We start from the raw sequence: 25,614 nt of genomic DNA on the forward strand, positions 1-25,614 counted from the left end.
GAGACCTAAGCGAGAGACCTCGATCGTCAGCTAGTCGATACCCGATCCTGCATCGACGGATCCGAGCCGCAGGTAGCTCGGGTTGAACTGCGCCATCCGCTCCAGTGCGAGCCGGTCTAGGATCGTCAGCTGGCGCCCCCGCAGCTCGATCAGCTTCTCCCGGCGTAGGGCTTGCAGCACGCGGTTGACGTGTACCGAGGTCATACCGATCACGTCGGCGAGCATCTCTTGCTTCAGTGGGCAATCGTAGCTGTTGTCCTGGGTCAGCCCGATGTCGTGTAGGCGGTGGAACAGCTCGCTGAACAGGTGCAGCAGCCGCTCTCGTGCGTCGCGACGACCGAGGTTGAGCGCCCACTCACGCTGCAGCGCCGCGCACTGCTGCTCCTCGCAGGCGAAGGCCCGGGCGAGGGTGGGCGAGCCGTCCAACAGCGCGGCGAACGCGGCCGGGGCGATCTCGATCACGGTCACAGCGCCGAGCGCCTCGATCGCGTAATCCATCGTCGCGACCACCCCGACACCGTGCGTGCACACGTCGCCCGGTAGCAGCAGTCCGATAGCTTGGTAGCGCCCGTCCGGCAGGCGCTTGTACCGGCACGCCCAGCCTGACAGGACGATACGGACCGCCTCCAGAGCATCGCCCTCGCGCACGATCTCCGCACCCGCCTCGTAGAGACGGGCGTGCCCACTGGACAATTCGCGCAACGCCCGCTCGTCCCGGGCCGAGATCGGGGTGAACTGTCGAAGCTTGGCGATCAAAGCTTCTGCCATCGAGGCGGCTCCCGGCTTCAAACCAGTCAGACCCAGAGACGATGCCTGACTAACTCAGGTGAGCGAACATCATCGGGATTGGAGTAAAGATGGTTGCTTTGCAACCGGCTCGTATGCCGTCATCGGGAGCCATCCTTGCCCCAGTTCTTCTTCCACCTGCGCACCCCTGACGGTCTGGATCCCGACGAGGACGGCCTAACCTTCGCCGACTTGGACACCGCCTACCTGGAGGCGTACGCCTCGATCCCCGACATGGCCGCCGAACTCGCCGGCAAGGGCCTGAGTCCGATGCCTTACGGCTTCGTCATCACTGATGCCGCCGGCCAGACACTGCTGGAGATCCCGTTCGCCGAGCGGCTGTACGACCCGCGACAGTCCTCTCATCGCTGCAAACTCAATAGCACGAAGCGTCTGCGGGAGATCCACGATGCGATCGTGGCCCGTGAGATTGCGCAGCATTCCAGAGAGATCATCGCCCGTTCACGCAAGGCGTGATAGGCTGGAGCGGCTTGTCGAAGAATGGCCGCCTGATCCCGATTTCCCCACAGTTTCGTGAAGTAGGCTGCGAAGAGCATTTGATGTAGCCCACTCCCTCGAACTAGCGTTCAGCCTCCTGTCGGTGATCGATCCGACCCCTCATTTTTGTTTGGGCGATAAACTAAATTGGATCAGGAACTTTCATTCGTCGCACGGGTCGGGCTAGCCCTTCATCGGGTCGTGACCCCAATTCATTAGCGACAGACGCCACGGCGAGGCCTCGACAGCATCCTTGTCCTTCGGACCGCCTTGCTTCAGATGTCGATGGACATAACCCACCACCTTGCGCATGTGCGAATAGTCATCGTCGGTCAGATCGCCCTTCTTCTTATGCAGTATCTCGACGATGCGGCGTCCCTCCTGGTGGCCGGTAGCCTCACTATCGCCCTTCTTCTGGCCGACGGACTGGCTCTCGTCGCTTGCTAGAAACTTCTCCAGCGCTGACGCCGTCATATTCACAACGGACTTGAACTCTTTATACGTTTCGTCGTGATCGTCCTTGTTCGCCATGCTTCCCTCCTTCCATTCAAGGGACGGCACCACCCACCCACGGTGCGGTGCCGCTAGGTCGACGATCAGCTGTCGGCCTTGGCCCCAGCCGTGGCGCGCGTGAGATAGGTCTCGGTGACCGGCTCGATCAACGCAGCGATGCGCTCGGCTGCCTTCGTCTCTTCCTCGATCGCCGATTTGAACTGCGGCACCTGTGCCGACTGACCCGCCGCCTCGGCGATGACGATCAGCGAGCGATAGGCGGCGATCTGATCGTGCTGGTAGGCATAACCGGCAAACAGGTTCTTCAGCGTCTCGTCGCTCGCCATCGCATGACCGAGCGCGCCGACCGTCCCCGCCACACTGGTCACCGCCTCCTTCAGCGCGGAGGGCCTCTCACCGATCGCCTCAAGGGCGGTGTCGAGGCGAGACAGCTGCGTCTTGGTCGTCTGCACGTGATCGCGCAGCGCAGCCGCATAGTCGGGGTAGCTTTCCAAACCAGAGAGCTGGCGCTCCATCTGCTCCAGCCCTTGCTTCTCCAACGCGCGCGTATTGCGCAGCGCCGTCGCGTAGATCGACTTGACGTCCTCAGCCATACGGATCTCCCTCCAGCGCCGTGCCAGCGCGGGCTGCGCGGCGTCGGCGGCGCTTCGACAACAGTCGTTCCGTCGCGCGGTTCTGGGATGCGGCGATCAGGTCGTAGGCCAGCTGGAACCGGCCACGGCAGCTTCGGTTTCGCCTTGCGAGACCGAGGAGATCGAACATGACTACCGGTGAGACCGGCACCACGCCCCGCACCCACCAAACCCGCAACGACACCGACTCGAACGCCAAGCGCGTGTCGATCGAGGCCCTGAACGCGAGGCTCGCCGATGGCATCGATCTGGCGCTGGCGATCAAGCAGGCGCACTGGAACCTCAAGGGCCCGCAATTCATCGCCGTGCATCTGATGCTCGACGGTTTCCGCACCGAGTTGGACGGCCTCAACGACAAGGTCGCCGAGCGCGCCGTGCAGCTCGGCGCGACGGCACTCGGCTCGACCCAGGTGGTCGTCGAGCGCACGAAGCTGCCGGCCTACCCGACCGGCATCTACGCCATCGCCGACCACATCGCCGCGCTGATCGACAGCTACGCTGCCTACGCCAACGCGGTGCGCGAGAACATCGACGAGACCGACGAGGCGGGCGATCCCGACACGGCCGACCTGTTCACAGAGGTTTCCCGCGCGGTCGACAAGCAGCTCTGGTTCCTGGAGGCTCATGTCCAGGAACCGACCGGCGAGATGCGCGACGGCAACGCCGGGCGCTGAGACCAGCGAGAGCGGCCTCTCAGCAAGGCCGTGTGAAAGTCGTCCAACCGGACCCGCGTCTGATGCGGGTCCTCCTTCGTCACTGGGAGCGCCGATATGGACTTGGGCATCGCGGGCCGCATCGCGGTCGTCACGGGCGGCGACTCCGGCATGGGTTTCAAGACAGCCGAGTACCTCCTGCGGGAGGGCGTGAAAGTCGTCCTCACCGATATCGACGACGGGAAGCTCCAGCGGGCAGTGGAGAAGCTGGCCGCTTTAGGCGAGGTCCGGGCGGTGGCGGCCGACCTGAGCGGGATGAAGGGCGCTGAGGTCTTGAAGGCGTTCGCCGACATGGCCTTCGACGAAAAGCCGACGATCCTGGTGACGGCTGCTGGCATCACCGGGGCCTCGGGTGACTTCCTGGACATCGACGACGATGGCTGGCTGGAAGCTATCCAGGTCGACCTGATGGCCGCCGTGCGCGCCGCCCGGGCCTTCATCCCGCACATGCGCAAGGCTGGCTGGGGACGGGTGATCCTGTTCTCGTCGGAGGACGCAGTTCAGCCCTACGTCGAGGAGTTGCCCTACGCGGCGGCTAAGGCCGGGATCATGAACCTCGCCAAGGGTCTGTCGAAGGCCTACGGGCCGGACGGCGTACTCGTGAACACTGTCGCGCCCGCCTTTATCGCGACGCCGATGACCGACGCGCAGATGCAGAAGAAGTCGACGGAGAAGGGCATCTCGTTCGACGAGGCGGTCCAACAGACCCTCGACGAGGAGCGGCCCGGCATCGTGGCCAAGCGCCGCGGCAAGGCAGAAGAGGTGGCGGCAATGGTGGCGTTTCTCTGCTCCAAGCAGGCCAGCTTCGTCACCGGTGCCTATGTACGGGTCGATGGCGGATCGGTGATGACAGCGGTCTGAACCGAGGCTTCGCGGCCCTTCCGTTCAAACCGCAAAGCCACGTTCCAACAGCACAGTTTCAGTGAAGCTTGCCCTATTGGAACGCAACGGTAGGTAGTGCGATCAGCTATGTACGAAAAAGGATCGTTTTTCCGACGATCGCTGAGCACGCATGTTAGGCCGCCAAAATGGCTGCAAGCCCGTCGGAAAATCGCGTCGGCTATTCAAACGTCGGCAAAACGTGGCTTACTGACGCTAGCGGCGAGTATGCTGTGATGTCCGGTTTCCTGCATCGCGCAGCCGGAAGCAGTCCAGCGGCTTTCGGCCAGCATCTGCCGCAGCACATCACCCGCCCGAAAGCCTCCGATGGGTGGATATCCAACGGGCTGCTTTTGAGCGGAGAAGCATCGAAGCGGACGTTGTTGCCCTGCCTGCTTCAATGCCATCCGGACCTTGGAATGTTCGCGCTCTGTCTATGCGATCGGTAGAAGCAGTCGTTAAACAGCGGCGACAATTTGTCGGACCCAGACCGTTTCTCAAGACATTCAACGCCGTTGAATTCCACAGGAATCACTCCCGAATGTAGTCGGCGATCAACACGAACTGGATGCCGTTGCCTTTTCAGGTGCTCGACCATCACCACGATGAGACTGCGTTGTTGAGCTTGGACATGTCAGAGAAGAGTGATGGATTTGTCCGACTGCAGGTTGCGCCGGATCGCCACTCCCCTGAACAGGCAAATGGTGCGGCAGTCTTCTGTCAGGCTGCCACTTGCTCACAGCGAGCCCCGGCGAACGCGCGTGCCTCGACGGCGGGCAGCGGCTTGCTGAACAGGTAACCCTGCACCTGCATGCAACCCTCCCGACGTACAAGCTCAAGCTGCTCGGCGGTCTCCACGCCCTCGGCGACGATGCCCATGCCCAGCCGCTCTCCAATACTCACCACCGCCCGAATGATCGCAGCCGCGTCCGGGTCGGCGATGTCGCGGATGAACGCCCGGTCGATCTTGATCTTGTCGAAGGGGAAGCTGCGCAGGTAGCTCAACGATGAGTAACCCGTACCAAAATCGTCGAGCGCGATGCGCACGCCGAGGCCGCGCAGGCGCTGGAGCACGGTGATGGCCTGCTCGGCGTGCTGTAACAGAAGGCTCTCGGTCACCTCGAGCTTCAGCCGCCCCGCGGGCAGTCCGCTGCTAGCCAACGCCGCGACGACGGCCTCCTCCAAACCGCTGCGGAATTGTATAGCCGAGACGTTGATGCTCACGCGTACGGATGTGGGCCAGTTCAGAACCTCTCGGCAGCCTTCCTTGAGCGCCCAAGTGCCGAGCGGCACGATCAAGCCAGTCTCCTCCGCCACCGGGATGAACTCAGCGGGCGAGATCAAGCCGCGCTCGGGATGCTGCCAGCGCATGAGTGCCTCGAAACTCGCCACCGCGCCGGTCGTCACGTCTATGATCGGCTGGTAGACGAGGAAGAAGTCACCGCGCCGGATCGCCTCCTTCATATCGAGGGCGAGCGAGCTACGCGCGGTGGTTCGCGCCTGCGCCTCAGCCTCGAACATCCGATAGGTGTTGCGGCCTGCGGCTTTGGCCTCGAATAGCGCCATGTCTGCGCGCTTGAACACCTCCTCGGCAGTCGCGCGGTCATCTGAGATGAGGGCGAAGCCGATGCTGATACCGATGTCGATCACTCTGCCGTCGAGCAGGAGCGGCTCACCCACGGCGGCTATAATGCGCTCGCAGATCTGTGCTGCCTCGCCGCCGTCGATGTCGGACAGGATCACCGCGAACTCATCGCCACCGAACCGCGCCACGGTGTCCGGCTCGCGCACGATCGAGCGGAGGCGCTCGGCTACGAGGCACAGGATGCGGTCCCCAGCTATGTGACCGTAGGTGTCGTTGACCGCCTTAAACCGGTCCAGGTCGAGCGCGATTACGGTGTGGCGATCAGGCCCGTGGGCGGCTCGGTGCAAAGCGTGATCGAGGCGCTTCTGAAACAGGTTACGGTTGGGCAGGCCGGTCAGCGCGTCGTGTAGCGCCATATGCGCAATGCGTGCCTCGGCCTCCTTGCGCTGTGAAATGTCGATCAGCGTGCCGACCAGTCGCGTGGCTTGCCCGTCCGGCGTGCGACTGGCCACGCGGGCGCGGGCCAGCACCCAGAAGATGAACCCGTCCGCGCGGCGCACGCGGTACTCGCATTCGAGCGACGGGGTCCGACCCTTGAGGTGCGCACGCGTGTCGGCAGCGACGCGCTTGCGATCCTCAGGGTGGATCGCTGCGATCCAGATCGACATGGTGGGCTGAGCCATATCGCCGGTGAGGCCGAGCTTGTCTCGCCAGCGCTCGGTCACCCACAGCCTGCCGTTGGCGAAATCCCAGTCGAACAGGCAATCCTCACCGCTGTCGAGGGCCAGCGCGAGACGTTCCTCGCTGACACGTAGGTCAGCTTCGCTCGCACGCAGCGCCTCCTCGGCCTCGCGCCGGGTGGTTACGTCAAGGTACAGGCCGACGAAGCGCACTGGATCGCCGCTACGCTCATCGTAGACCACCCGGCCGAACGATTGCAGCCAGCGCGGTGAACGAGGCCCGTCCAGGTCGCCGACGCGGAACTCGGAGGTATAGGGCTCGCGTGCCGTGATCGCGCGCTTGACGTCAGCCCACAGACCGGGCCGATCCTCCGACCACACGTGCGCCTTCCAGGCGTCGAGCGACATCTCGACGGGACCGTCCGTTTCACCGCAACCGAGGAGGCGAGCGCTGGCGGACGAGAGCCGAACCGAACCACCGATGTCCCATTCCCATAAGCCAGCCCCTGCCGCGTCCTGGGCGAGTTGCAGCAGATCGGTGGTCTCTTCCAGCCTGTGTCTGGCCTCGACCTGATCGTCGATGTCGAGAGCGGTGCCGAGCCACTGTATGACGGCGCCGTTGGACCGTACCGGCTTCATCACCAGCTTATGCCAGCGGTAGATACCGTCATGACGACGGAGGCGGCCCTCGACCTCGTAGCTCTCGCGCCGGAAGCGCGCCGTTGCCCACGCCGTCTCCATCCGTCCAGCATCGTCGGGGTGGTTCCGGGCGAGCCGAGCAGCGCGCGAGGTGCCGATCTGCCCGTAGTACTCCGTGAAGCGGCGGTTGACGTAGCTCGCCTCGCCCGTGTCGCCTTGAACGACCCAGACGAGTTGCGGCAGGGCGTCAGCCAGAGTGCGGTACTGCACCTCGCTCTCGCGCAGCGCCCTCTCTGCGCTGCGCCGCGTCGTCACGTCGGTGAAGGTGCGTACAAAGCCACCCGTCGCCACCGGCAGCGTGCGCACCTCGAGCACGGTGCCGTCCGGACGCTGGCGCTCGTAGTTGTGAATGCGCATCTCCGCCTCGCCGAACTCCAGCCACCGCCTGAGGCGATCCGGCAGATGAGCGAATTCGCCGTGCTCGATCTGATGCCGCCGCACGTCCTCGAAGGGTGCGCCGTCATAGAGCAGGTTCTCAGGAACGCCCATCATCGCGGCGACGCGGTCATTATGGACGCGGACGCGATCGTCGGCGTCGGTCATGAGAAGACCCTGGTCCATCGCCTCCAGGGTCGCACGCAACAACGCCCCCGTGTCGCGAAGCTCTCGTTCCGAGCGGGTCAGATCGGTCACGTCGAGGCACACGCCATGCAGCGAAACGACTCGACCCGCCTCGTCTCGCTCGGCCACGCCGTGCACGGATACATGCCGTACCTCGCCATCTGGCCTTAACACCCGCGAGCGGTGTTCGTAGCCACCGCGCGGCAGAATGCTGCGCTCGGCCATCGCCGCATCAATGCGCGTGCGCACCGCAGCACGATCGTCGGGATGGTAGAAGCCGAGATGCTCTTCGAGAGCGAGTACGTCGAGCACCGCATTGCGACCGAAAACGCTCGCGATGCCCGCAGACCAGGCGATCGTCCGCCCGGCCACGTCGATGCGCCAATGGCCGAGGCGAGCCGTTTCCTCGGCGATAGCCTGGAACTCAGCCGCCCCCCGCAGCCGCCGCTCGACGCGCAAGCGCTCGGCAATCTCCGCCTCGTGACCGCGTTGTGCCTCACGCAAGCGCAGGTGTGCGACGACAATCTGGGCCAGATCGCGAAGCTGACAGACCTGCTCGGGCGAGAGCGCGCGCGCTACCGTGTCTTTGATACAGAGCGCTCCGACACGGATGCCCGAACGGAGTATCAACGGCGCCCCGGCGTAGAACCGTATGGCTTGCTCACCATGCACCAATGGGTTCGCGGCGAAGCGCGCGTCGCGCGTCGCATCCTCGACGACGAGCACGTCATCGGAGACGATGGTGTAGTTGCAGAAGGCGATGCTTCGCTCCGTACCGTCGAGGTCGGTGCCGCACTTGGCCTTGAACCACTGCCGGTCCTCGTCGACCAGCGAAACGAGGGCGATCGGGACCGCGAACAGGTCGCGCGCCAAACGGCAGACGGCGTCGAAGTGCGCCTCATTCGGCGTGTCCATGATCGCGAGATCGTCCAGGGCGGCCAGCCGGTCCGTTTCGTTGGATGCAATCGCAACCATCTACTCACCCATCTATCGGTTTGGGGGCGAAGACCACCCAAGTCGATGCGCGCTAGGGTTGTAGCGACAAGGTTTTAATGAACTATCCTCGGCGAGCTGCTCCCTCTGGATGGCGGTAGTCCTGTAGCGTTTGGCGCATGCTTGCAGGTCTGCTCTCAGACGTTAAGATAACTTCCGATGATCACCCCGAGCCAAATTAAACCGGGGGGGGGCTGACGAACGGCTGCTTTGGAAAAACGGCGATGGCGGTCAAAGCAGCTAGGTCGGGCTGGTTCAGGACTGTCCGCTTTTGCGTTGGATCGGCTCCGAAGCAGACTAGCCGCTTTCGGCCAGCTTCGGCTGCCGCGCCGGATCCGGGTGAGCGTCTCAGATGGGTGGTTTCCCGCCGTTCCGGTTTTGGGATGTGGAATCAACAATCCGGACATGTACACGACACCGCGGCGCATTTTGGTTTTGCGCACGATCCGATGGCTCGCGAACCTGCCGGCCCAAGTTCAGATCGGATGTGCAAAGACCCGCGCCAGTCGATCCGCGAGGAAGTCGACGAATGCGCGGACCTTCGGCGAGGGATATCGGCTGGCCGGCCATAGCAGCCCGACCGTACCGTTATCCGAACTGTCGCGCAGGATGTGCACGAGCGCTCCCGCCCCCAGCTGCCGCCGGATCACCGGCTCCGGCAGGAAGGCGATGCCATGGCCCCGCTCGGCCATGAGTATGATGGGGTCCAGCGCGTTGGCCGCTACCGCGGCCGGCGCCCTCCTGCCGTCGGTGTCAGGCCCGGTCGGCCAAGGGACGAGCCTGCCCGTCTCGGCGTAGCGTTGGCGCAGACAGCGGTGACCGGCGAGCTCAGCCAAGGTCGCAGGCCTGCCGTTCGCTTCCAGGTAGGCCGGCGAAGCCACGAACCGCCAAGCGAAGCTCCCGAGCCGGCGATGCAGCAAACGGCTGTCCTTCGGCTCGCCCGAGCGCACGACAACGTCGAACCCTTCCTCGATCACGTCGACGAAGCGGTCCCCGATGTCGAGGTCGAGCTCGATCCCGGGGTACGCCTCGGCGAAGTCCGCGATGACCGGCAGCAGGAGCGTGGAGGCCAGGGGCAGGCTCACCTTGAGCCGGCCCCGCGGGGTCGCACCCGCATGGGTCAGTTCCGCCTGCGCCGCCTCGACTTCGGCCAGGATGCGGCGGCATCGGTCGAGGAACAGCATCCCCTCATCGGTCAGCGTGACCGACCGGGTCGAGCGGTGGAACAGCCGGACCGCGAGTTGTTCTTCGAGCCGTTGGATCGCCTTGCCCACGGCCGAAGCCGTCAGCCCGACCTGCTGGCCGGCGAGCTTGAAGCTCCGCTTCTCCGCGGCGTGCACGAATGCCTGCATCGCGCTGAGGCTCTCGACGGCAACCGTCATGGACGAAAATCATTCCGCATTGATACGAATTGCAGAATATTTATCGCGAAAGGAAAGGCGGTTAGTCAATGGGTCCGCCGTCATCGAGGCAGGACCCATGACCGACCTATTCACCCCCTTCGACCTCGCGGGGCTCCGGCTCCCCAATCGCATCGTCATGCCGCCGCTCACCCGCTCGCGCGGGCCGGAGGACGCCGCAACCGAGCAGGTGGCGCTCTATTATACGCAGCGGGCCACGGCCGGCCTCATCGTCGCCGAGGGCTCCCCGATCTCGAACGAGGGCCAGGGCTACCTCCATAACCCCGGCATCTTCACCCGCGCCCAGGTCGAAGGCTGGCGCCTCGTCACCGACTCGGTCCACGCCGCGGGCGGCCGGATCTTCCTACAGGTCTGGCACGTCGGGCGGATCTCGCACACATCCATCCAAGAGGGCGGCCGCGCGCCCGTCAGCGCCACCGGCCGCGCCGCCAAGGGCTCGATGGCCTTCGGGCGCAACGAGCGGGGCGAGCCGGATTTCGTCCCGGCCTCGAAGCCACGCGCGCTCGCGACGGAGGAGGTCGAACGCGTGGTCGCCGACTTCGCCCGGGCCGCGCACAACGCCGTCGAGGCCGGCTTCGACGGCGTCGAGCTGCACGCCGCGAACGGCTACCTGTTCGACCAGTTCCTAAACCCGCTCATCAACGACCGCACCGACCGGTATTCGGCCGCGACCCTCGAAGGGCGCCTGCGTTTCACGCTGGAGGTCGTCGACGCGGTGGCCGACGCGGTCGGGCCCGGCCGCGTCGGCATCCGCCTCACGCCCTACGGCACGATCAATTCGGTCCCGCCCTTCGTCGAGACCGAGGACACCTTCGCCGAGCTCGGGCGCGAGCTCGGTCGCCGGCGCATCGCCTACATCCACGTCATGGACCAGACGGGCTTCTTCAACACGCCCGAGGGCCAGAAGCCCACGAGCGAGGCGATCCACGGGTTGCTCAGACGGTGGCGGCGGGACGCGCCGGGGGTGGCGCTGATGCTCGACGGCGGCCTGACCAAGGCGCGCGCCACCAAATTCCTCGCCGACGGCCTGATCGACCTCGCCGGGTTCGGGCAGCCGTTCATCGCCAACCCGGACCTCGTGGCGCGGCTGCGCCACGATTGGCCACTGACGAAACCGGACAGGGCGACCTTCTACACCGGCGGCGCCAAGGGCTACGTCGACTACCCGCCGTACCGTCCGGAGGCCGCCGCCAAGGCCGCCTGAGACGACGCGAACCCCTTTTCCCACACCTCAAGCATCTCGGGAGCGAGCAATGCCGCGCTATGACGAATTCAAGGACAAGGTCGCCCTGGTCACCGGGGCGGGATCGGGCATTGGCCGGGCGACCGCGCTCGCCTTCGCCGAACAGGGCGCCCGCGTCGTCGTCGGCGACATCGGCGCGGAGGCCGGCGAGGAGACGGTCCGGCTCGTCCGGGACCGCGGCGGTGAGGCGACCTTCGTCCCGACGGACGTGAGCAAGGAGGCGGACGTCGTGGGCATGGTCGCGCGCGTCGTCGGGGCTTACGGACGCCTCGACTACGCCTTCAACAACGCCGGCCTGAACCAGAACTCGCAGCCGCTCGCTGAGCAGCCGTCCGACACCTACGACCGCGTCTTCGACGTGAGCGTGCGCGGCGTCTGGCTGTCCATGCGGGCGGAGATCGAGCAGCTGCTCCGCCAGGGCGGCGGCGCCATCGTCAACATGGGCTCGATGTCGTCCGTCGTCGGCATCGCCGGCCTGACCACCTACACCGGCTCCAAGCACGCCATCCTGGGCCTGACCCGCGGGGCGGCCCTCGACTATGCCCGGCAGGGCATCCGCATCAACGCGGTCGGCCCGGGCACCATCGACACCCCGATGATCCGCCGCTTCGTCGAGCTCGCCGGCACGGAATCGGTGATGGACCCGATCCGCGCCGCGCATCCGGTCGGCCGGATGGGTCGCGCCGAGGAGGTCGCGGCGGCCGTGCTCTGGCTCTGCTCGGACGCCGCCTCCTTCGTCGTCGGCCACATGCTGATGGTCGACGGCGGCTACTCCGCCCAGTAGCCGGCCACGTACCCGCTGCCCCACGATCCCGAAACGCCGGAGGTGCCGCATGCCCGCGCGCTCGACGACGCTGACCGTGAACGGTCGCGAGATGACCTTCCCCCTCGATCCGAGGGTCACGCTGCTCGATGCCCTGCGCGAGCATGCCGGCCTGACCGGCACCAAGAAAGGCTGCGACCAGGGGCAGTGCGGGGCCTGCACCGTGCTCGTCGACGGCAGGCGCGTTCTCGCCTGCCTGACCCTGGCGATGCAAGCCGAGGGGCACGGGGTCACGACCATCGAGGGCCTGCGGGACGAGGACGGCGGACTTCACCCGCTCCAGGCCGCGTTCGTCGAGCACGACGCCTTCCAGTGCGGCTACTGCACGCCGGGCCAGATCCTCTCGGCGCTGGCGTGCATCCGGGAAGGCCACGCCGCCACGGACGGCGAGATCCGCGAGTACATGAGCGGCAACATCTGCCGCTGCGGCGCCTATCCCAACATCGTCGCCGCGGTCCGGGATGCCGCCGGCCGCCTTTCCGGGGAGGCTGCGCGATGAGAGCGTTCGCATACCTGCGGGCCGACGGGGCCGACCCGGCCGCGCGGGATGGCTCCGTGGCCGGTACCCGTTTCCTGGCCGGCGGCACCACCATGCTGGATCTCATGAAGTGCGGCGTCGAGCGTCCGGCCCGCATGGTGGACATCGGGCATCTCGACGGTCTCGACGGCATCGAGGTCGACGCCGGCACGGTACGGATCGGCGCGCTGGCCCGCATGAGCCGCGTCGCCGACCACCCCGACATTCGGCGGGCGGCACCGGCGCTCGCCGAGAGCCTGTCGCAAGCGGCCTCGCCGCAGGTCCGCAACATGGCAACGGTGGCCGGGAACGTCCTCCAGCGGACGCGCTGCGCCTATTTTCGCGATGCCTCGGGCAACGCCCGGTGCAACAAGCGCCTGCCCGGTTCCGGATGCGCGGCCATCGACGGCATCCACCGCAACCACGCCATCCTCGGCACGAGCGATGCCTGCATCGCGACCTATCCCGGCGACCTCGCGGTCGCCCTGGTCGCGTTCGATGCCACGGTCCGCATCGAGGGGCCGCGGGCGAGGACCGTCCGCGTCGAGGACTTCCTACGCATGCCCGGGGACCGCCCCGACATCGAGCACGACCTCGTGCCGGGCGAGTTGGTCACGGCCATCGAGGTGCCGGTCTCCGTGCCGCTCCGCCGCTCGCGCTACCTCAAGGTCAGGGACCGGGCATCCTACGAGTTCGCGGCGGCGAGCGCCGCCGTGGGGGTCGAGCTCTCGCCGGACGGAGGGACGATCTGGGAAGCCCGGGTCGCGCTCGGCGGGGTCGCGACCCGGCCTTGGCGGGCTCGCGCGGTCGAGGCCGCCCTTCGGGGACAGCCCTTCGACGAGGCGGTGATCCGCCGTGCGTCGGCGCTCGCGGTCGCCGGGGCTCGGCCGCTCGCCCAGAACGCCCACAAGACCATCTTGGCGCCGCGGGTCGTTGCCCGCGCGCTGCTCGACATGGAGGCCCGCCCATGATCCGTCACCCCGATGCCGGCCCGCAGCGGCGGGCGGTCCTCGCCTCGATCGCTGCGGGCGCGGTCGCTGCGGTCCTTCCGGCCCGCGGGGCCGACCAGCCGACGCGGGTCGCGGCGGCCGGGCTGGGTGCGTCGCTCCCGCGGGCGGACGGCCCTCTGAAGGTCTCGGGTCGGGCCCCCTACGCGGTAGAACACCGGATCGAGGGGCTGGTGCATGCAGTCGTCGCGCAGTCCACGGTCCCGGCGGGGCGCATCGCGACCGTCGACCTGGAGGCCGCACGGGCCGTGCCGGGCGTGGTCGCCGCCTACGCCCACGGCAGCGGTCTCAGGATCGCGCCGGCCGAGGTCTTCTCCAAGGGAGGCGCGGCGACTGAGAACTTCCTCCCCCTTCAGGACGACCGCGTCCGCTGGAACGGGCAGCATGTCGCCCTCGTGGTCGCGGAGATCTTCGAGCAGGCGACCGAGGCGGCCGCGCTCGTCAGGATCGAGTACGAGGAGAGCCCGGCCGTCATCGATCCGGAAGCGACAGGTGCCGGACGGACGCCCCTGGACCAGTTGTCGGTCGCCTGGGGCGACGCGCAGGCCGCGCTCGACGCCGCGCCCGTCAGGGTCGAGGGAGCCTACACCACCCCTCGCGAGTACAACCTGCCCATCGAGCCCCACGCCTGCATCGCGGCCTGGGAAGGGGACAGCCTGACGGTCTGGGAGCCGAGCCAGTGGGTGGCGGGCGCGCGCAGCATCATCGCCGACTGGATGGGCATCGGCGTCGACAAGGTCAGGGTCGTCTCACCCTTCGTCGGCGGCGCCTTCGGCTGCAAGGTCTCGCCGCATCCGCACGTGGCGCTCGCCTGCGCCGCGGCCCGCGAGATCGGGCGTCCGGTCAAGCTCGCCCTGACGCGGCCGCAGACCTTCACCGGCTACGGCGGACGCCCGCGCACGCACCAGCGCCTCTCGCTCGGGGCGGACGGTGACGGTCGGCTGGTCTCCATCGTTCATGAGGGCTGGAACGAGACGGCCATCGACGACGTGCACGTGGAGCCCTGCAACGCCGTGACGCCGATCATGTACGCCGTGCCAAACCTTGCCTCCCGGCACAGCCTCGCGCCGGTGAACACCGTGAACCCGGGCTGGTTCAGGGCGCCCGGGGAGAACCCGAGCGCGTTCGCCATCGAGACGGCGATGGACGAGCTCGCCCATGCGCTTGGCATGGACCCGCTCGAACTCCGGCTCCGGAACTACGCCGAGTTCGACCAGCAGGCGAAGCTTCCCTGGACGACCCGCAGGCTGAGGGAAGCCTACGCCGCCGGCGCGGAGGCCTTCGGGTGGTCGCAGCGCTCCCACGAGCCCCGCTCCATGCGCGAGGGGCGTGAGCTGATCGGATGGGGCATGGCCTCGGGGACCTATCCGGTCCGGCGGAGCGCCGGCGACGCGGAGGTCGTCGTGAAGGACGACGGCTCGGTGGAGGTGCGCAGCGCCGGCATCGACATGGGCACCGGCACCTACACGATCCTGGCGCAGGCCGCGGCCGAGGTCCTGACGATACCTGTTGACCGGATAGGGGTTTTGCTCGGGGACACGGACCTTCCGCTCGCCCCGCTCGCCGGCGGTTCCCAGCTCGCGAACCTCCTCGTCGGCGCCGTCGTTAAGGCCGCGCGCGCCGCGCGTGAGCGGCTGCTGGACCTCGCCGCCAACCATCCCCGCTCGCCGCTCTCGGGGGCCCGTGCAAACGACCTGTTGCTGTCCGAGGGGCACGTGCGGCCCGCGAGAAACGCCTCGAAGGGCATCCACGTCGGGGACCTAGTCAGGGCGCTCGGCGAAGGTCCGCTGGTCGCGCGCGCCGACACGTTCAAGCCGGGAGCGACCGAGGACGACCGGCGGATGACCAACCAGACCTTCCAGCGCATGATCGCGCCGACAGACGGCGGCGTCTCCGCACATGCCTGGAGCGCGCAGTTCGTAGAGGTTCGCGTCGACGAGGATTTCGGCACGGTCCGGGTGCGGCGCATGGTCGGGGCGTTCGACAGCGGCCGGGTCTACAACCCCCGCCTCGCCCGCAGCCAGTGGATGGGCGGGATGGTCATGGGCCTAGGCCAAGCGCTGCTTGAGGAGGGCCAGGTCGATCCCCGGACCGGTCGCGTCATGAACGCGAACCTCGCCGACTACCTTGTGGCGGTGAACGCCGACGTCCCCAAGATCACGACCCTCTCGGTCGGCGTGCCCGACTTCGCAGCCACGGCGCTCGGCGGGAAAGCGGTCGGCGAGCTCGGCATCGTCGGTGTCGCAGCCGCGATCGGAAACGCCGTCTTCCACGCCACCGGCCGCCGGGTCCGCGACCTGCCCATCACGCTGGACAAGCTTATAAGCTGACACGCTTCCGACCTTGATGGGGGCTTACGTCCGCTTTCCGGCAGTGGGGGAACCAGCTGCCGCAGCCGAGTTGGGTCGATAGCAGCGGCGAGCGCCGGTCTGAGAAAGGCGCACTTAGAGCGTCTAACAAAACCATCGTTCGATGAAGCGCCAGACGATGAGGGCGGCAGCCAGCGTCGAGAAGGCGAGATGGATGTCGGCTCGTCGCTCGTAGCGAATGGCGAGGCGACGGAACTGGGCGAACCAAGCCAGGGTGCGCTCGACGACCCACCTGCGACGTCCCAGCCGCTGGCTGCTCTCGATCCCGCGCCGGGCGATGCGGGGCTGGATACGGCGGCGGGTCAGCGCCTGACGACAGCGGCGGTGGTCGTAGGCCTTGTCGGCGTGCAGCTTCGAGGGCCGCTTGCGCGGCGGTCCCCAGCATGACCGGATCGGCGGGACGGCATCCACGACCGCCTCCAGGATTCGGCTGTCATGGACGTTCGCCCCCGTCAGCTTCAGAGCGAGGGGGATGCCCTTCGCATCGGTGACGATGTGGCGCTTCGTACCCGGCTTGCCCCGATCGGTCGGGTTCGGGCCCGTCGACGGGCCCCCCTTTTGGCGGCGATCGAGGCGCTGTCGAAGGAAGCTCGACTGAAGTCGATGCTGTTCTGGCGGCCGAGCCGGTCGAGAAGCGCGTGCTGCAGACGGTCCCACACTCCGGCCCTCTGCCAATCCCGCAAGCGCCGCCAGCAGGTCATCCCCGAACCGCAGCCCATCTCCCGGGGCAGCAACTCCCATGGCGTGCCCGAGCGCAGCACGAACAGGATCCCCGTCAGTGCCGCGCGGTCGGAGGTTCGAGGCCGACCGCCCTTCGGCTTAGCGCGTTCAGGCGGCAGCAGCGGTGCGATCTCGGCCCACAGGCCATCGGGAAGGAGCGGTCTTGCCATCTCCACCCAACGCGCCAAACCCGGTTTTGTTAGAGGCTCTTATGGGCATACGAAAACCAACCCACACCGAGGCATAGCTCCAGACCGTGCCTCCGCCAGCACCTCCGCGACAGAGCAGCTTCCGGCACACAGCTTGTTCATCCTCACATAGGTAAGCTTCCTCGAGTCGGTGGCCGTGAAGGCGATTGGACCGATGCCTTCTGGGGTTGCTGTTACGACGATGGAAAAGCGGCTTGGGACACTCGCGCGGGTCGCTGCGCTGACGATCGGACTCGGCGTTCCCACAATCGTCGGCTTAGCCATCAATCATCAACGTCTGCAGGAGGTTGCCGACGCCGAGACCCGTGCAGCGAACACCGCCCACGCTCTCGAACAGCACGCCGCACGCACCTTCGAGACGATCGATACCTACCTACGGGCTGTAGCGCCTCTCGTCGTACCAGCTGCGGGCAGTATACAGACGGAAGAGATCCATGCCGCGCTGCGTGAGCAGATGCAGCGCGCCCGCCTCAACAACATCATCATCATCGATCGAAACGGTCAGGCCGTCGTCGAAGCCGATATCTATCCAGCTCGCCCTCTCAACGTGCGGGACCGGGACTACTTCCAGGCACTGCGCGATCATCCTGAAAAAGGCATGGTGATCGGCAACCCGATTACCGGGCGCTTGACGGGCCGGGTGCTGATCCCCGTGGTTCGCCGTCTGGAGGGGGCAGACGGAACATTCCTCGGCATCCTTCAGGCGACGGTCGATCCGCAGACTTTCGAGAGTGTGTACGACAAGATTCATAACGGGCCGAGTGCCGGGCTCACGCTGTGGCGCTCAGATGGTACCCTGCTCGTGCGCTCTCCGCCGCTTCCGGCGGTCATCGGCAAGAACTTCGCTGAGAGCGAGAATTACCGGCTCCACGTCCCGTCGCGGGATAATAAGCCGTACTGGACGGCCGCCATGACCGATGGGGTCGAGCGTGTGGTCGCCTTGAGCTTCCTCGACGACTACCCTCTGTACGTCGGAGCCGCACTGTCGCGCGAAGACATGTTGGCCGACTGGCGTCGATCTGCGCTCATGCAGGGCGCTGTAGCTGGTGGTCTGACGCTCATCCTCGTCGGTGCCCTACTTCTACTCGGCCGCGAGATCGAGCGGCGCGAGGCGGCGGACGCGCACATCCGCACGAGTGAGGCGCGCTACCGACTGCTGGCGGAGAACGCCACCGACATCATCATCTGGTGCGACCTTGATACGACCCGGCGGTACGTATCACCCGCCGTCACCGCCGTGCTCGGCTATAATCCCGAACAACTCGTCGGCTCACGTCCCCTCGCTTTCGTTCATCCTGACGACGCGGCGAGCTACGCGGAGATTTTAGGCGACCTAACGGCCGGGCGCATCGAGCGCTCTACGACCTGCCAGCGTTACCAGCACGCGGACGGAACCTGGGTCTGGCTGGAAATCTCTTTCGCCCTCACCCACGACGCCTTGACTGGCCGAGCAGACGGATATGTCGCCACCCTGCGGGACATCAGTCAGCGCAAGATGATCGAGCACGCTCTGCACGAGAGCGATGCGCGCTATCGATCCCTGACCGAGAGGCAGTTGCATGAGGCGCGGGTACGGGCCGACCACTCTACCGCTACGAGCGCCGCTATTCTGGCTCAGCTTGCCGAGGGCGTGATTGTCACTGACGCGACGGGCAAGATCACACTGATCAATAAGGCTGCATCCGAGATCCACGGTGTGTCCCAACTTGGGGTGGAGCCGGATGCCTACAGCGAGATTTATGGGCTCTTCACTGAGGATGGTCAGCCATATCCGCCAATGGATCTACCGCTCACCCGCGCGCTGACGCACGGTCAAACGGTGCGAGATGCCCAGTGGCGGGTGAAGCGCCTGGATGGAAACGAGGTACGCGCAAGCGGCAACGCGCAACCCCTCCTGGGCCCGGATGGCGCACAGATCGGTGCCGTTCTCACGGTTCGCGATGATACGGCGCGCGCCACAGCCGAAGACGCCCTCCACGATTTGAACGCGACTCTAGCTCAGCGTGTCGCCGAGCAGACCCGTGAGGCCGAGACCGCGAGAAAACTCGCCGAGGCGGCGAGTCAAGCCAAGTCGGAGTTTCTCGCCTCGATGAGCCACGAGATCCGAACCCCGCTGAACGGCGTGATCGGCTATGCCGACCTCTTGTGCGAGGAGGCGGACCTAAGTTCGGGGGCCCGCCAGCACGCCGAACGCATCCGCACTGCGGGCGCAGCGCTGCTGACCGTAGTCAACGACGTGCTCGACTTCTCTAGGCTTGAGGCTGGACAGGTTGAGATCGCAGCGCAACCTTTCGCGCCTGCCATGCTGATCGACAACACAGTGTCGATCGTGCGGCACACGGCCGAGACGAAAGGTTTGACGGTTGGCGTTAGCGTCGATCCGGCCGTACCCGATTGGCTGCTCGGCGATGAGGACCGGCTGCGGCAGGTGTTGCTGAACCTGCTCAACAACGCCGTGAAGTTCACCGCACGAGGGCGGATCGACTTGCGCGTCATCGCGGAGGCGACGGACAGCAAAGGGATCTACCTCCGCTTTTCAGTCAGCGACACTGGCATCGGGATACCGTCCGACAAGCGCGATCGCCTCTTCCGCCGCTTCAGCCAAGTCGATGGCTCGATCAGCCGCGACTACGGCGGCAGTGGGCTGGGTTTGGCGATATCCAAGGCGCTCGTCGAGCGGATGAGCGGCAACATCGGCGTTCAGAGCGAGGTGAGCCGCGGTTCGACTTTCTGGTTCGCCCTCAACCTGCCCGTGGTGGCCGAACCGGCCGTCGCCCCAACGGCATCACCCGTCGAAGGGGTTCGAGCGGGCAAGCGTCTACTCCTGGCTGAAGACGTGCCACTTAATCAGGATCTCGCCCGCGCGATCCTGGAGCGCGCCGGGCATACGGTGGATGTAGTCGGTGATGGCGCAGCGGCGGTCGAGGCCGTGCGAGCGAGCCCCTACGATCTTGTGCTGATGGACGTGCAGATGCCGGGCATGGACGGGATGACGGCCACGCGGCGGATCCGTGAACTCGGCGGTGCGGCAGCGCGGATCCCGATTGTCGCGCTCACGGCGAACGTTCTATCGCAGCAGGTCAGCGAGTTTCGCGCGGCGGGCATGAACGACCACGTCGGCAAGCCGTTCCGGCGCGACGGACTATTGGCCGTCATCGATCGCTGGACGGGTGGTCACGGCGCGCGTGCTGAGACGCCGACGCCCATCGATCTCACCGTCTTCGCCGAGATGAAGGAGATGGTCGGTAAGGAGCGGATGGTTAAATTGCTGGCGATGCTGGCTGATGAACTTGCGCATCGATTTGGACCGTCGTTGATAGGTCGTGACCGCGAGCAGATCGCAGGGGATGCACACGCGATGATTCCTGCAGCACGCATGGTTGGGTTCTCGGCGCTCGCGGATCTTTGCCGCGAGGTGGAGGCAGCGTGTCAATCGGGCAGGGAACTTGAACCCCTGGTCTCACATCTTCGTACCCGTGCAGCCGAGGCAATCACCCAGATCGCAACTTTGCGAGCAGCTTAGACAATATCCTTCGATTTGGCCGCAGCGCCGAAGGCCCGCTGCCACATCGAACGGAAATCATGCGACGGCCGCTTTGGAGACACTCTCATGACGGTCTGGGCGACCGGGTTGGGTCGGTAGCAGGCCGTCCGCTTTTCCAGCGAGCCTCCTCCAAAGCGGTCATTCCGCTTACGGCCACATCTAGCCGCGCAATGACACTGAGCAATGGCTTTGCAGCCATTTGCCATTGGCGCAAAGGTAGAATTTCTACATTCACCACGACTCGCTGGCCTTCAAGTGGGCTGAATAGCCAGCTGAGCCTGGGCATCACGCTGCCGCTGCTTCGTCGCTTTAATGGCTGCGATACGCTTGGCCTTGTGCTCCGCGCTCTGCGGCACCCCGATACGTGCTTCTCGGATGGCCTGTTTATGAGTTTCGGATAGCGTTTTACCCCGTTTGGCATCGCCAATCTTGCGCTTGGCAGCATCCGTATGGGTGTCGCCGGCCTGCAGGTAAAAACGGTGTTTGCTCGAATTGCGCTGGAGGATGCGCGCGGTCGTGATGTTCATTTCCCCCGCTTCACGAGCCTCTTTGCTAATCCAGCTAAGGACCCAGCCTCTATCTGGATGGCGCATCCGCTTGGTGAGCTTGCCGGTTTCTATCAACCTGGCGACCTCCCTAAGCTTTCTCAGGCCCCACAGATCCACATAGTCGGAAAACGAAAGAGCGAATACCTTTCCCCTGCCAACTTGGTAGGCCATATGGCCACGGTATTTTCTTTCAAGCCACTGCTGCGTGGCAGCCTGGGTCTCGAGCCAAGTCTTGATTTCTTGCTTCATCTTTTCTTCCTTGTTGTTAACTCGTATGCTTATAAGACGTGGGCATGGCGTGCGTCGATATTTATACCACATAGGTAAGAACATAATATATCATCCGACTGACATTACATCATTGGCTAACGACATAAGAAAGAACAATCTCTCTATAGAGAGATTATCCGTCCTTAAGACGCTATCCAACGAAGTACTATCAGGCGTTGTCCGCGACGTTTCGCATCGTGTCTGGCTCTTCAAGCCAGCCACTCGCGACAACGCCGTGGACGGGCTTTTCGCCCCTGCTGCTTTCGCACCCATCTGTCGATGGCTGCTCATGGCACCACTTCGCTATCGCTCCGTGGAGAGCGCCATGAGCGGACTTCCAGTCTACCCATTTGGTTTTGTGGGCTATTGGCTTTGGGAGAGGGTGCCGTGGCCAGGGCAGCGACCGCTATCATGCCAAAAATCCCAAAATCCTGATATTTTTGAACGCGATTTTAATAGCTTAGATTCGACATTGTTCCGAGATAATACGTGCATACCCCAGCTGAGTGGAGCGGACGAGCCAATCTAACGTGCATAGCCGTATCTCGCTGTGCGTTAATCCAGACAGCGTCCTGATCCAGTCTCAGGTTGAACGGCAGGATAGTGGCAGTAGCGTTCCAGACATGAGAGCTAATCGAGCTCACATGTAGGAGATGCAGATGTCCGTGCTGAAGACCCTTAAGCTGAGCACCGCCGCGCCGGCCGCTTCGGCCAACGATCCCCTGAGCCGGGCGCGCGAGAAGCTGCTCGGTCAGCTCGCCGAACAGAAGGATATGGTGAGCGCCACCCTCGAAGGCCGGCTGTACGAGCCACCCAAGACCGTAGGGATGCGCAAGGACACGTCGGGTCAGCGCGTGCGGGTGGAGGTAAACCGCCGTGTGCGAAAGGGCTGGTTTCAGGACGAGGCCGGCACCGTGCATTTCATCATGCGGGTTGGTGGCAAGCCGCTGGAGCTGCAGCCGGGCAAGGCCGCCATCAGCATCGGCAGCCTGGACAAACTGCCCGCCACGCTCGACGCGCTGATCACCGCGGTTCGTGCAGGAGAGTTGGATCCGCAAATCAAGGAGGCCGCAGCTGCGCGCGGTTTGATGATGTCCGAGCGGCGGAAGAAGGCCGCGTGATCTCACTGGCCATGGCGAACGCTGCCGGCAGCTGCGCCATGGCCACACAAAATTTTTTAGTCCGTACTAAACCCCCTGGGGATCCATGCGGCAGATGGCGCTGATGTGGTCGGGTCGAATATTGCGATTTCGCAGATTTTCTGAGTGCGGCAGCAAGAGCTTAGCGGTGCGATCGGCCGCCAAGCTATCAATGTGCAGGCCCTGGCGGTCTGGCTACCTTCACGTCGAATCGCAGTGCCAGATCGAACAGCGTGGCTTTTCGGTACTGTCGATCGCGTTGCCAGGTGGAGGCGTCCGGGTCGCCGATAATCCGCATCTCCAGCAGTCCGAACCAACTGAGCGGGCGCAGAACCCGGCTCTCGAAGGCGTATGCCGGGAAGTCCGCGTGGCCTTCGATCAGCGCCGGCTCCCACACCGTACACGACCGCATCAGGTCCTCGGGCAGAAACCACCCCTCCCCTGCCACGGACAAGCACCACAGCACGATGCCAACGTGGTTCTGCGGCCAGGCCTCGAACGGCACGCGATCGAAATAGCTGAGGTTTGTCTGCCAGAAGATGGTCGCGAAGAGTTTCGCGAAAAGCTCGGCGGCTGCCTCGGCCTCAGCGAGACCACTGCCGAGTTTGGTCGCCAGCAGTCGCTTGCCGCGCTTTCGCAGCGACCTGGCGGTCTGCGCGGTCAGGCGGGTAAGCTCGACAGGCAGCACGTCGGCCTCGTTGAGCACCTTGCTCATGGCGAGCGCGTTGACTTTGTCGTAGCCGGGCCAGCTCATCGCGTTGAAAATTGCCCGCACGTCGGCGCGGCTCAGTGCGCCGGTAGCGGTCAAGGTGAGGCCGTCGATTGCCTGGGCCCGCTGGATCATCAGCCGAGTAGTGGCGAGCAGCGGGGCGTCGGCAACGCTGCTGCTGTCGAGGTCCGGTGCGAGGGTAATCGCTCGCGGCACGGTTTGGCCGCGACCCAGCAGCAGTGCGTCCAAGCTAGGCGGGGTCAGCATGGCCCAGATGGGCAGATCGGCCGGCGTCATCATAGCCTGCATCATCTCACCGGAAGCCGGCGGGCGGCCAGTGCCGCCGCGATGCATTTGGAGCGCCGTCCTGTGCCGGTGCAGCGCCCCGCGCAGCTGGGGTGCCCCTGGGACTATCCCGGCGGTCCTGGAGCTTCCCACGCGACGGACGACACCCCCTACTCTCCCGGGCATCGCTGAAGATGCTGCGGCTCTGGCTCACCAGCATCGGCTGCGGGATCGTCACCGCTTGGTACGAAGGGCTCGATCCGCTCTCACCCTACCTTTACGAGTGGATCATCCTCGGCGGCATCGCCTTCTTCGGCGGTGGCCTCTTGATGGCAGCAGCTGTCCTCCGCATTGGATTGCTCGTGCTGGTGGCGTTGGGCGCCCTCCCCCTGGCAATGGGCTACGCCGAGCGCCTCTTGGCCGAGGATATTAAGCCGAGGGCTGCCTTTCACCGCTACACCGAAGATCCGCCCGTAAGGTTGGAGACCTGGGTCGAGGGCAGCTACCTGTACGGGCGAATTACGAACCGGCACCCGCGGGATTGGCTGCGTCTGGCTACGGTGTCCTGCCGGCCGGTCTACGCGAACGGCAATCCCAGCGAGCGTGTGCTGGAGGTCTCTATCGGCGCTGGGGGTTGGATGGCGCCTTCAGAAACGACGCAGGCCACACTGGTCAGTGCGAACGGCCTGCTGTGGCAGCCCGGCTTGGCAATTGAGCGCACACAATGCAGGGTTGCTTCCGCGGACATATATGAGGCGCCGGAATTCGAGCCTGCGTTCACCTACGCCAAGAACGCCGACAGTCGGTACGTTTTTCAGGTCACGAACACCCGCGCAGATGCCAATCTGACACGGGTGTCGTTCAGCTGCTGGGTCACCTTCGATGGTCGGCGCAGCAAGACGGACCTGATCGTGCGACCGTTATATAAGAATAGCTCGACATACTCAGTTCCACCCGCTGCGGCGATCACCCTCTACAATGACGAATTGTTCGCCGGTAGGCGCCTGGATGGCTGTATCGCGCGCGATGTTTCTTGGTCTGTAATCAGATAGCCCCTAGACCTGTGCGATCAATTTTGCAAAATTTTGATATATGCACAGGAAAGCAGCCGTTCCGTTTTCGACCCTATTCGGTCGCTCAAGGTGCCCGTCGACAGGACGGAAAGCAGACAGTCATGACTGTCCTCATCCTGGGACAAGCGCGGCCGCCGCGCTAGCGGCCGAGCCATTCCTGTTATTTTCAGGCTTCACTGTTCGAACAGCGTTCGAGAGGTAAAGGCGCGAGGCCGTCAGGTCTCCCGGACCCAACGGCCGCGGCATCGGGTCAGGAGTTCGCCTTGTCGGACGGCGACTTGATCAGCTCCTTGAGCTTGTCCGACATCGGGAAGTTGAGGTTGAGGTCCCTCGGCGGGATCGGTGTCTCAAACCATTTGACGTAAAGCTTGCTGAACTCCCCGGACTTCATCAGCCCGACCAGGGTCTCGTCGACCAGCGCCTTGAACTCGGGATCCTCGCGCCGGAACATCAGCGCGTAGGGGTCGGCCGAGTAGGCCTTGTCGAGGATCCTGAAGCGAGATGGGTCCTTGGCATTAGCCTTCAGGCCGGCAAGCAGGATGTCATCTTCCATGAAGGCGGCGGCCCGGCCCGTGTCGACCAGCAGGAAGCTCTCGGCGTGGTCTTTCCCCTGTGAGATCGTGAGCTTCAGCCCGTCCTCTTGGTTGAGCTTGTTCAGGAACTGGGACGTGTTGGTTCCAGCAGTGACGGCGACAGTCTTGCCCTTGAGGTCGTCGGGCGTGGTGACGCCGCTGTCGCTGCGGGTTAGCCACTTGAATTGGGCGACGAACGTCGAGACCGAGAAGGCAACCTGCTTTTGCCGGACCAACTGGTTGGCCGTGGAGCCGCATTCGAGGTCGACCGTGCCGTTGGCAACGAGCGGCAGGCGGGTCGCCGAGTTCACCGGAGTGTAGGCCACCTTCAGGTCCGGCATGCCGAGCTTTGTCTTCACCGCCGCGACGACCTTCCCGCACAGGTCGATCGAGAACCCGACCGGCTTCTGATCACCGTCCAGGTAGGAGAACGGCACCGAGGTTTCCCGATAGCCGAGGGTGATGGTGCCGGAGTCCTTCACCTTTTTGAGCGTTCCGGCGAGGTCTTCGGCCTTCGCGCCCGTCATCAAGGCGAGCGTCATCGTCGCGGCAAAAGCCGCGTTTTTCAGAATGCGCATTCCAGGTATCCTACGGTTGGGTCAGGTCTGGCCCATGGCGGGTCGTGG

The 25,614-nt window shown here is 65.1% G+C and carries 20 protein-coding genes; 11 read left to right on the plus strand and 9 right to left on the minus strand.

All coding sequences use genetic code 11. The annotated features are described in order from the left end of the window. Nucleotides 1–30: 30 nt before the first annotated feature. Nucleotides 31–768 (minus strand): Crp/Fnr family transcriptional regulator, encoded by a 738-nt coding sequence (locus tag AAHG09_RS06615; RefSeq protein WP_342106125.1) that lies wholly within the window; start codon nt 766–768, stop codon nt 31–33. Nucleotides 769–903: 135 nt separating this feature from the next. Between AAHG09_RS06615 and AAHG09_RS06620 the strand changes: the two genes are divergently transcribed. After that, the gene (locus tag AAHG09_RS06620; protein WP_342106126.1) at nt 904–1,263 is read left to right on the plus strand and encodes a DUF6894 family protein; all 360 of its coding nucleotides are present in this window, start codon (nt 904–906) and stop codon (nt 1,261–1,263) included. A 204-nt stretch (nt 1,264–1,467) separates the two neighbouring features. Here AAHG09_RS06620 and AAHG09_RS06625 read toward each other — a convergent pair whose 3' ends face one another. Continuing rightward, nucleotides 1,468–1,815 (minus strand): DUF3140 domain-containing protein, encoded by a 348-nt coding sequence (locus AAHG09_RS06625; protein ID WP_342106127.1) that lies wholly within the window; start codon nt 1,813–1,815, stop codon nt 1,468–1,470. Nucleotides 1,816–1,880: 65 nt separating this feature from the next. Beyond that, on the minus strand, nt 1,881–2,390 hold the full coding sequence (locus AAHG09_RS06630; RefSeq protein WP_342106128.1) for a DUF892 family protein: 510 nt from the start codon (nt 2,388–2,390) through the stop codon (nt 1,881–1,883). A 167-nt stretch (nt 2,391–2,557) separates the two neighbouring features. Between AAHG09_RS06630 and dps the strand changes: the two genes are divergently transcribed. Continuing rightward, the gene (gene dps, locus AAHG09_RS06635) at nt 2,558–3,103 is read left to right on the plus strand and encodes a DNA starvation/stationary phase protection protein Dps (protein WP_342106129.1); all 546 of its coding nucleotides are present in this window, start codon (nt 2,558–2,560) and stop codon (nt 3,101–3,103) included. A gap of 96 nt (nt 3,104–3,199) precedes the next feature. Next, complete coding sequence (locus AAHG09_RS06640; protein WP_342106130.1) at nt 3,200–4,003, plus strand: SDR family NAD(P)-dependent oxidoreductase; 804 nt, start codon at nt 3,200–3,202, stop codon at nt 4,001–4,003. A 738-nt stretch (nt 4,004–4,741) separates the two neighbouring features. Here AAHG09_RS06640 and AAHG09_RS06645 read toward each other — a convergent pair. Both AAHG09_RS06645 and AAHG09_RS06650 read right to left on the minus strand, forming a co-directional pair. Then, a complete protein-coding gene (locus AAHG09_RS06645) occupies nt 4,742–8,521 on the minus strand; it encodes an EAL domain-containing protein (RefSeq protein WP_342106131.1) in 3,780 nt (1,259 codons plus the stop codon). A 494-nt stretch (nt 8,522–9,015) separates the two neighbouring features. Further along, the gene (locus AAHG09_RS06650; RefSeq protein WP_342106132.1) at nt 9,016–9,921 is read right to left on the minus strand and encodes a LysR family transcriptional regulator; all 906 of its coding nucleotides are present in this window, start codon (nt 9,919–9,921) and stop codon (nt 9,016–9,018) included. A gap of 97 nt (nt 9,922–10,018) precedes the next feature. On the opposite strand from AAHG09_RS06650, the gene AAHG09_RS06655 reads away from it, so the two are divergent. The 5 genes from AAHG09_RS06655 to AAHG09_RS06675 are packed head-to-tail and all read left to right on the plus strand — an operon-like array spanning nt 10,019 to nt 15,880. Further along, a complete protein-coding gene (locus tag AAHG09_RS06655) occupies nt 10,019–11,164 on the plus strand; it encodes an alkene reductase (RefSeq protein ID WP_342106133.1) in 1,146 nt (381 codons plus the stop codon). Nucleotides 11,165–11,213: 49 nt separating this feature from the next. After that, entirely contained in the window at nt 11,214–11,987 is a 774-nt protein-coding gene (locus AAHG09_RS06660) for an SDR family oxidoreductase (protein WP_342106134.1), read from the plus strand. 49 nt (nt 11,988–12,036) lie between these two features. Further along, on the plus strand, nt 12,037–12,525 hold the full coding sequence (locus tag AAHG09_RS06665; protein ID WP_342106135.1) for a (2Fe-2S)-binding protein: 489 nt from the start codon (nt 12,037–12,039) through the stop codon (nt 12,523–12,525). After that, a complete protein-coding gene (locus AAHG09_RS06670) occupies nt 12,522–13,514 on the plus strand; it encodes an FAD binding domain-containing protein (protein ID WP_342106136.1) in 993 nt (330 codons plus the stop codon). Before AAHG09_RS06665 ends, AAHG09_RS06670 begins: the two co-directional genes overlap by 4 nt. Then, the gene (locus AAHG09_RS06675) at nt 13,511–15,880 is read left to right on the plus strand and encodes a xanthine dehydrogenase family protein molybdopterin-binding subunit (RefSeq protein ID WP_342106137.1); all 2,370 of its coding nucleotides are present in this window, start codon (nt 13,511–13,513) and stop codon (nt 15,878–15,880) included. The genes AAHG09_RS06670 and AAHG09_RS06675 overlap by 4 nt, the downstream gene beginning before the upstream one ends. 123 nt (nt 15,881–16,003) lie before the next feature. On the opposite strand, the gene AAHG09_RS06680 is transcribed toward AAHG09_RS06675, so the two are convergent. Then, nucleotides 16,004–16,809, minus strand: a protein-coding gene (locus AAHG09_RS06680) for an IS5 family transposase (RefSeq protein ID WP_342106138.1) whose coding sequence is annotated in 2 segments (ribosomal slippage) — nt 16,004–16,479 and nt 16,479–16,809 — 807 coding nt in all. Because the reading frame shifts where the segments join, the coding sequence is not laid out codon by codon here. A 169-nt stretch (nt 16,810–16,978) separates the two neighbouring features. Between AAHG09_RS06680 and AAHG09_RS06685 the strand changes: the two genes are divergently transcribed. Then, nucleotides 16,979–20,371, plus strand: a complete 3,393-nt coding sequence (locus AAHG09_RS06685) for a PAS domain S-box protein (protein WP_342106139.1) — start codon at nt 16,979–16,981, stop codon at nt 20,369–20,371. Nucleotides 20,372–20,643: 272 nt separating this feature from the next. Here AAHG09_RS06685 and AAHG09_RS06690 read toward each other — a convergent pair whose 3' ends face one another. Further along, complete coding sequence (locus tag AAHG09_RS06690; RefSeq protein ID WP_342106140.1) at nt 20,644–21,189, minus strand: hypothetical protein; 546 nt, start codon at nt 21,187–21,189, stop codon at nt 20,644–20,646. A 680-nt stretch (nt 21,190–21,869) separates the two neighbouring features. On the opposite strand from AAHG09_RS06690, the gene AAHG09_RS06695 reads away from it, so the two are divergent. Next, nucleotides 21,870–22,331 carry a DUF6641 family protein gene (locus AAHG09_RS06695; protein ID WP_042672067.1) on the plus strand — a complete coding sequence of 154 codons (462 nt, stop codon included), beginning with the start codon at nt 21,870–21,872 and terminating at the stop codon, nt 22,329–22,331. A gap of 187 nt (nt 22,332–22,518) precedes the next feature. Here AAHG09_RS06695 and AAHG09_RS06700 read toward each other — a convergent pair whose 3' ends face one another. Further along, nucleotides 22,519–23,358 (minus strand): hypothetical protein, encoded by an 840-nt coding sequence (locus tag AAHG09_RS06700; protein WP_342106141.1) that lies wholly within the window; start codon nt 23,356–23,358, stop codon nt 22,519–22,521. A 179-nt stretch (nt 23,359–23,537) separates the two neighbouring features. On the opposite strand from AAHG09_RS06700, the gene AAHG09_RS06705 reads away from it, so the two are divergent. Further along, nucleotides 23,538–24,395 carry a hypothetical protein gene (locus AAHG09_RS06705; protein WP_342106142.1) on the plus strand — a complete coding sequence of 286 codons (858 nt, stop codon included), beginning with the start codon at nt 23,538–23,540 and terminating at the stop codon, nt 24,393–24,395. Nucleotides 24,396–24,666: 271 nt separating this feature from the next. Here the strand turns inward: AAHG09_RS06705 and AAHG09_RS06710 are convergent, their stop codons facing one another. Then, nucleotides 24,667–25,566: a transporter substrate-binding domain-containing protein gene (locus tag AAHG09_RS06710; RefSeq protein ID WP_342106143.1), complete on the minus strand. Its 900-nt coding sequence runs from the start codon at nt 25,564–25,566 to the stop codon at nt 24,667–24,669. Nucleotides 25,567–25,614 lie beyond the last annotated feature (48 nt).

The sequence above is a fragment of the Methylobacterium guangdongense genome, from assembly GCF_038442355.1.
Taxonomy (GTDB): domain Bacteria; phylum Pseudomonadota; class Alphaproteobacteria; order Rhizobiales; family Beijerinckiaceae; genus Methylobacterium; species Methylobacterium guangdongense.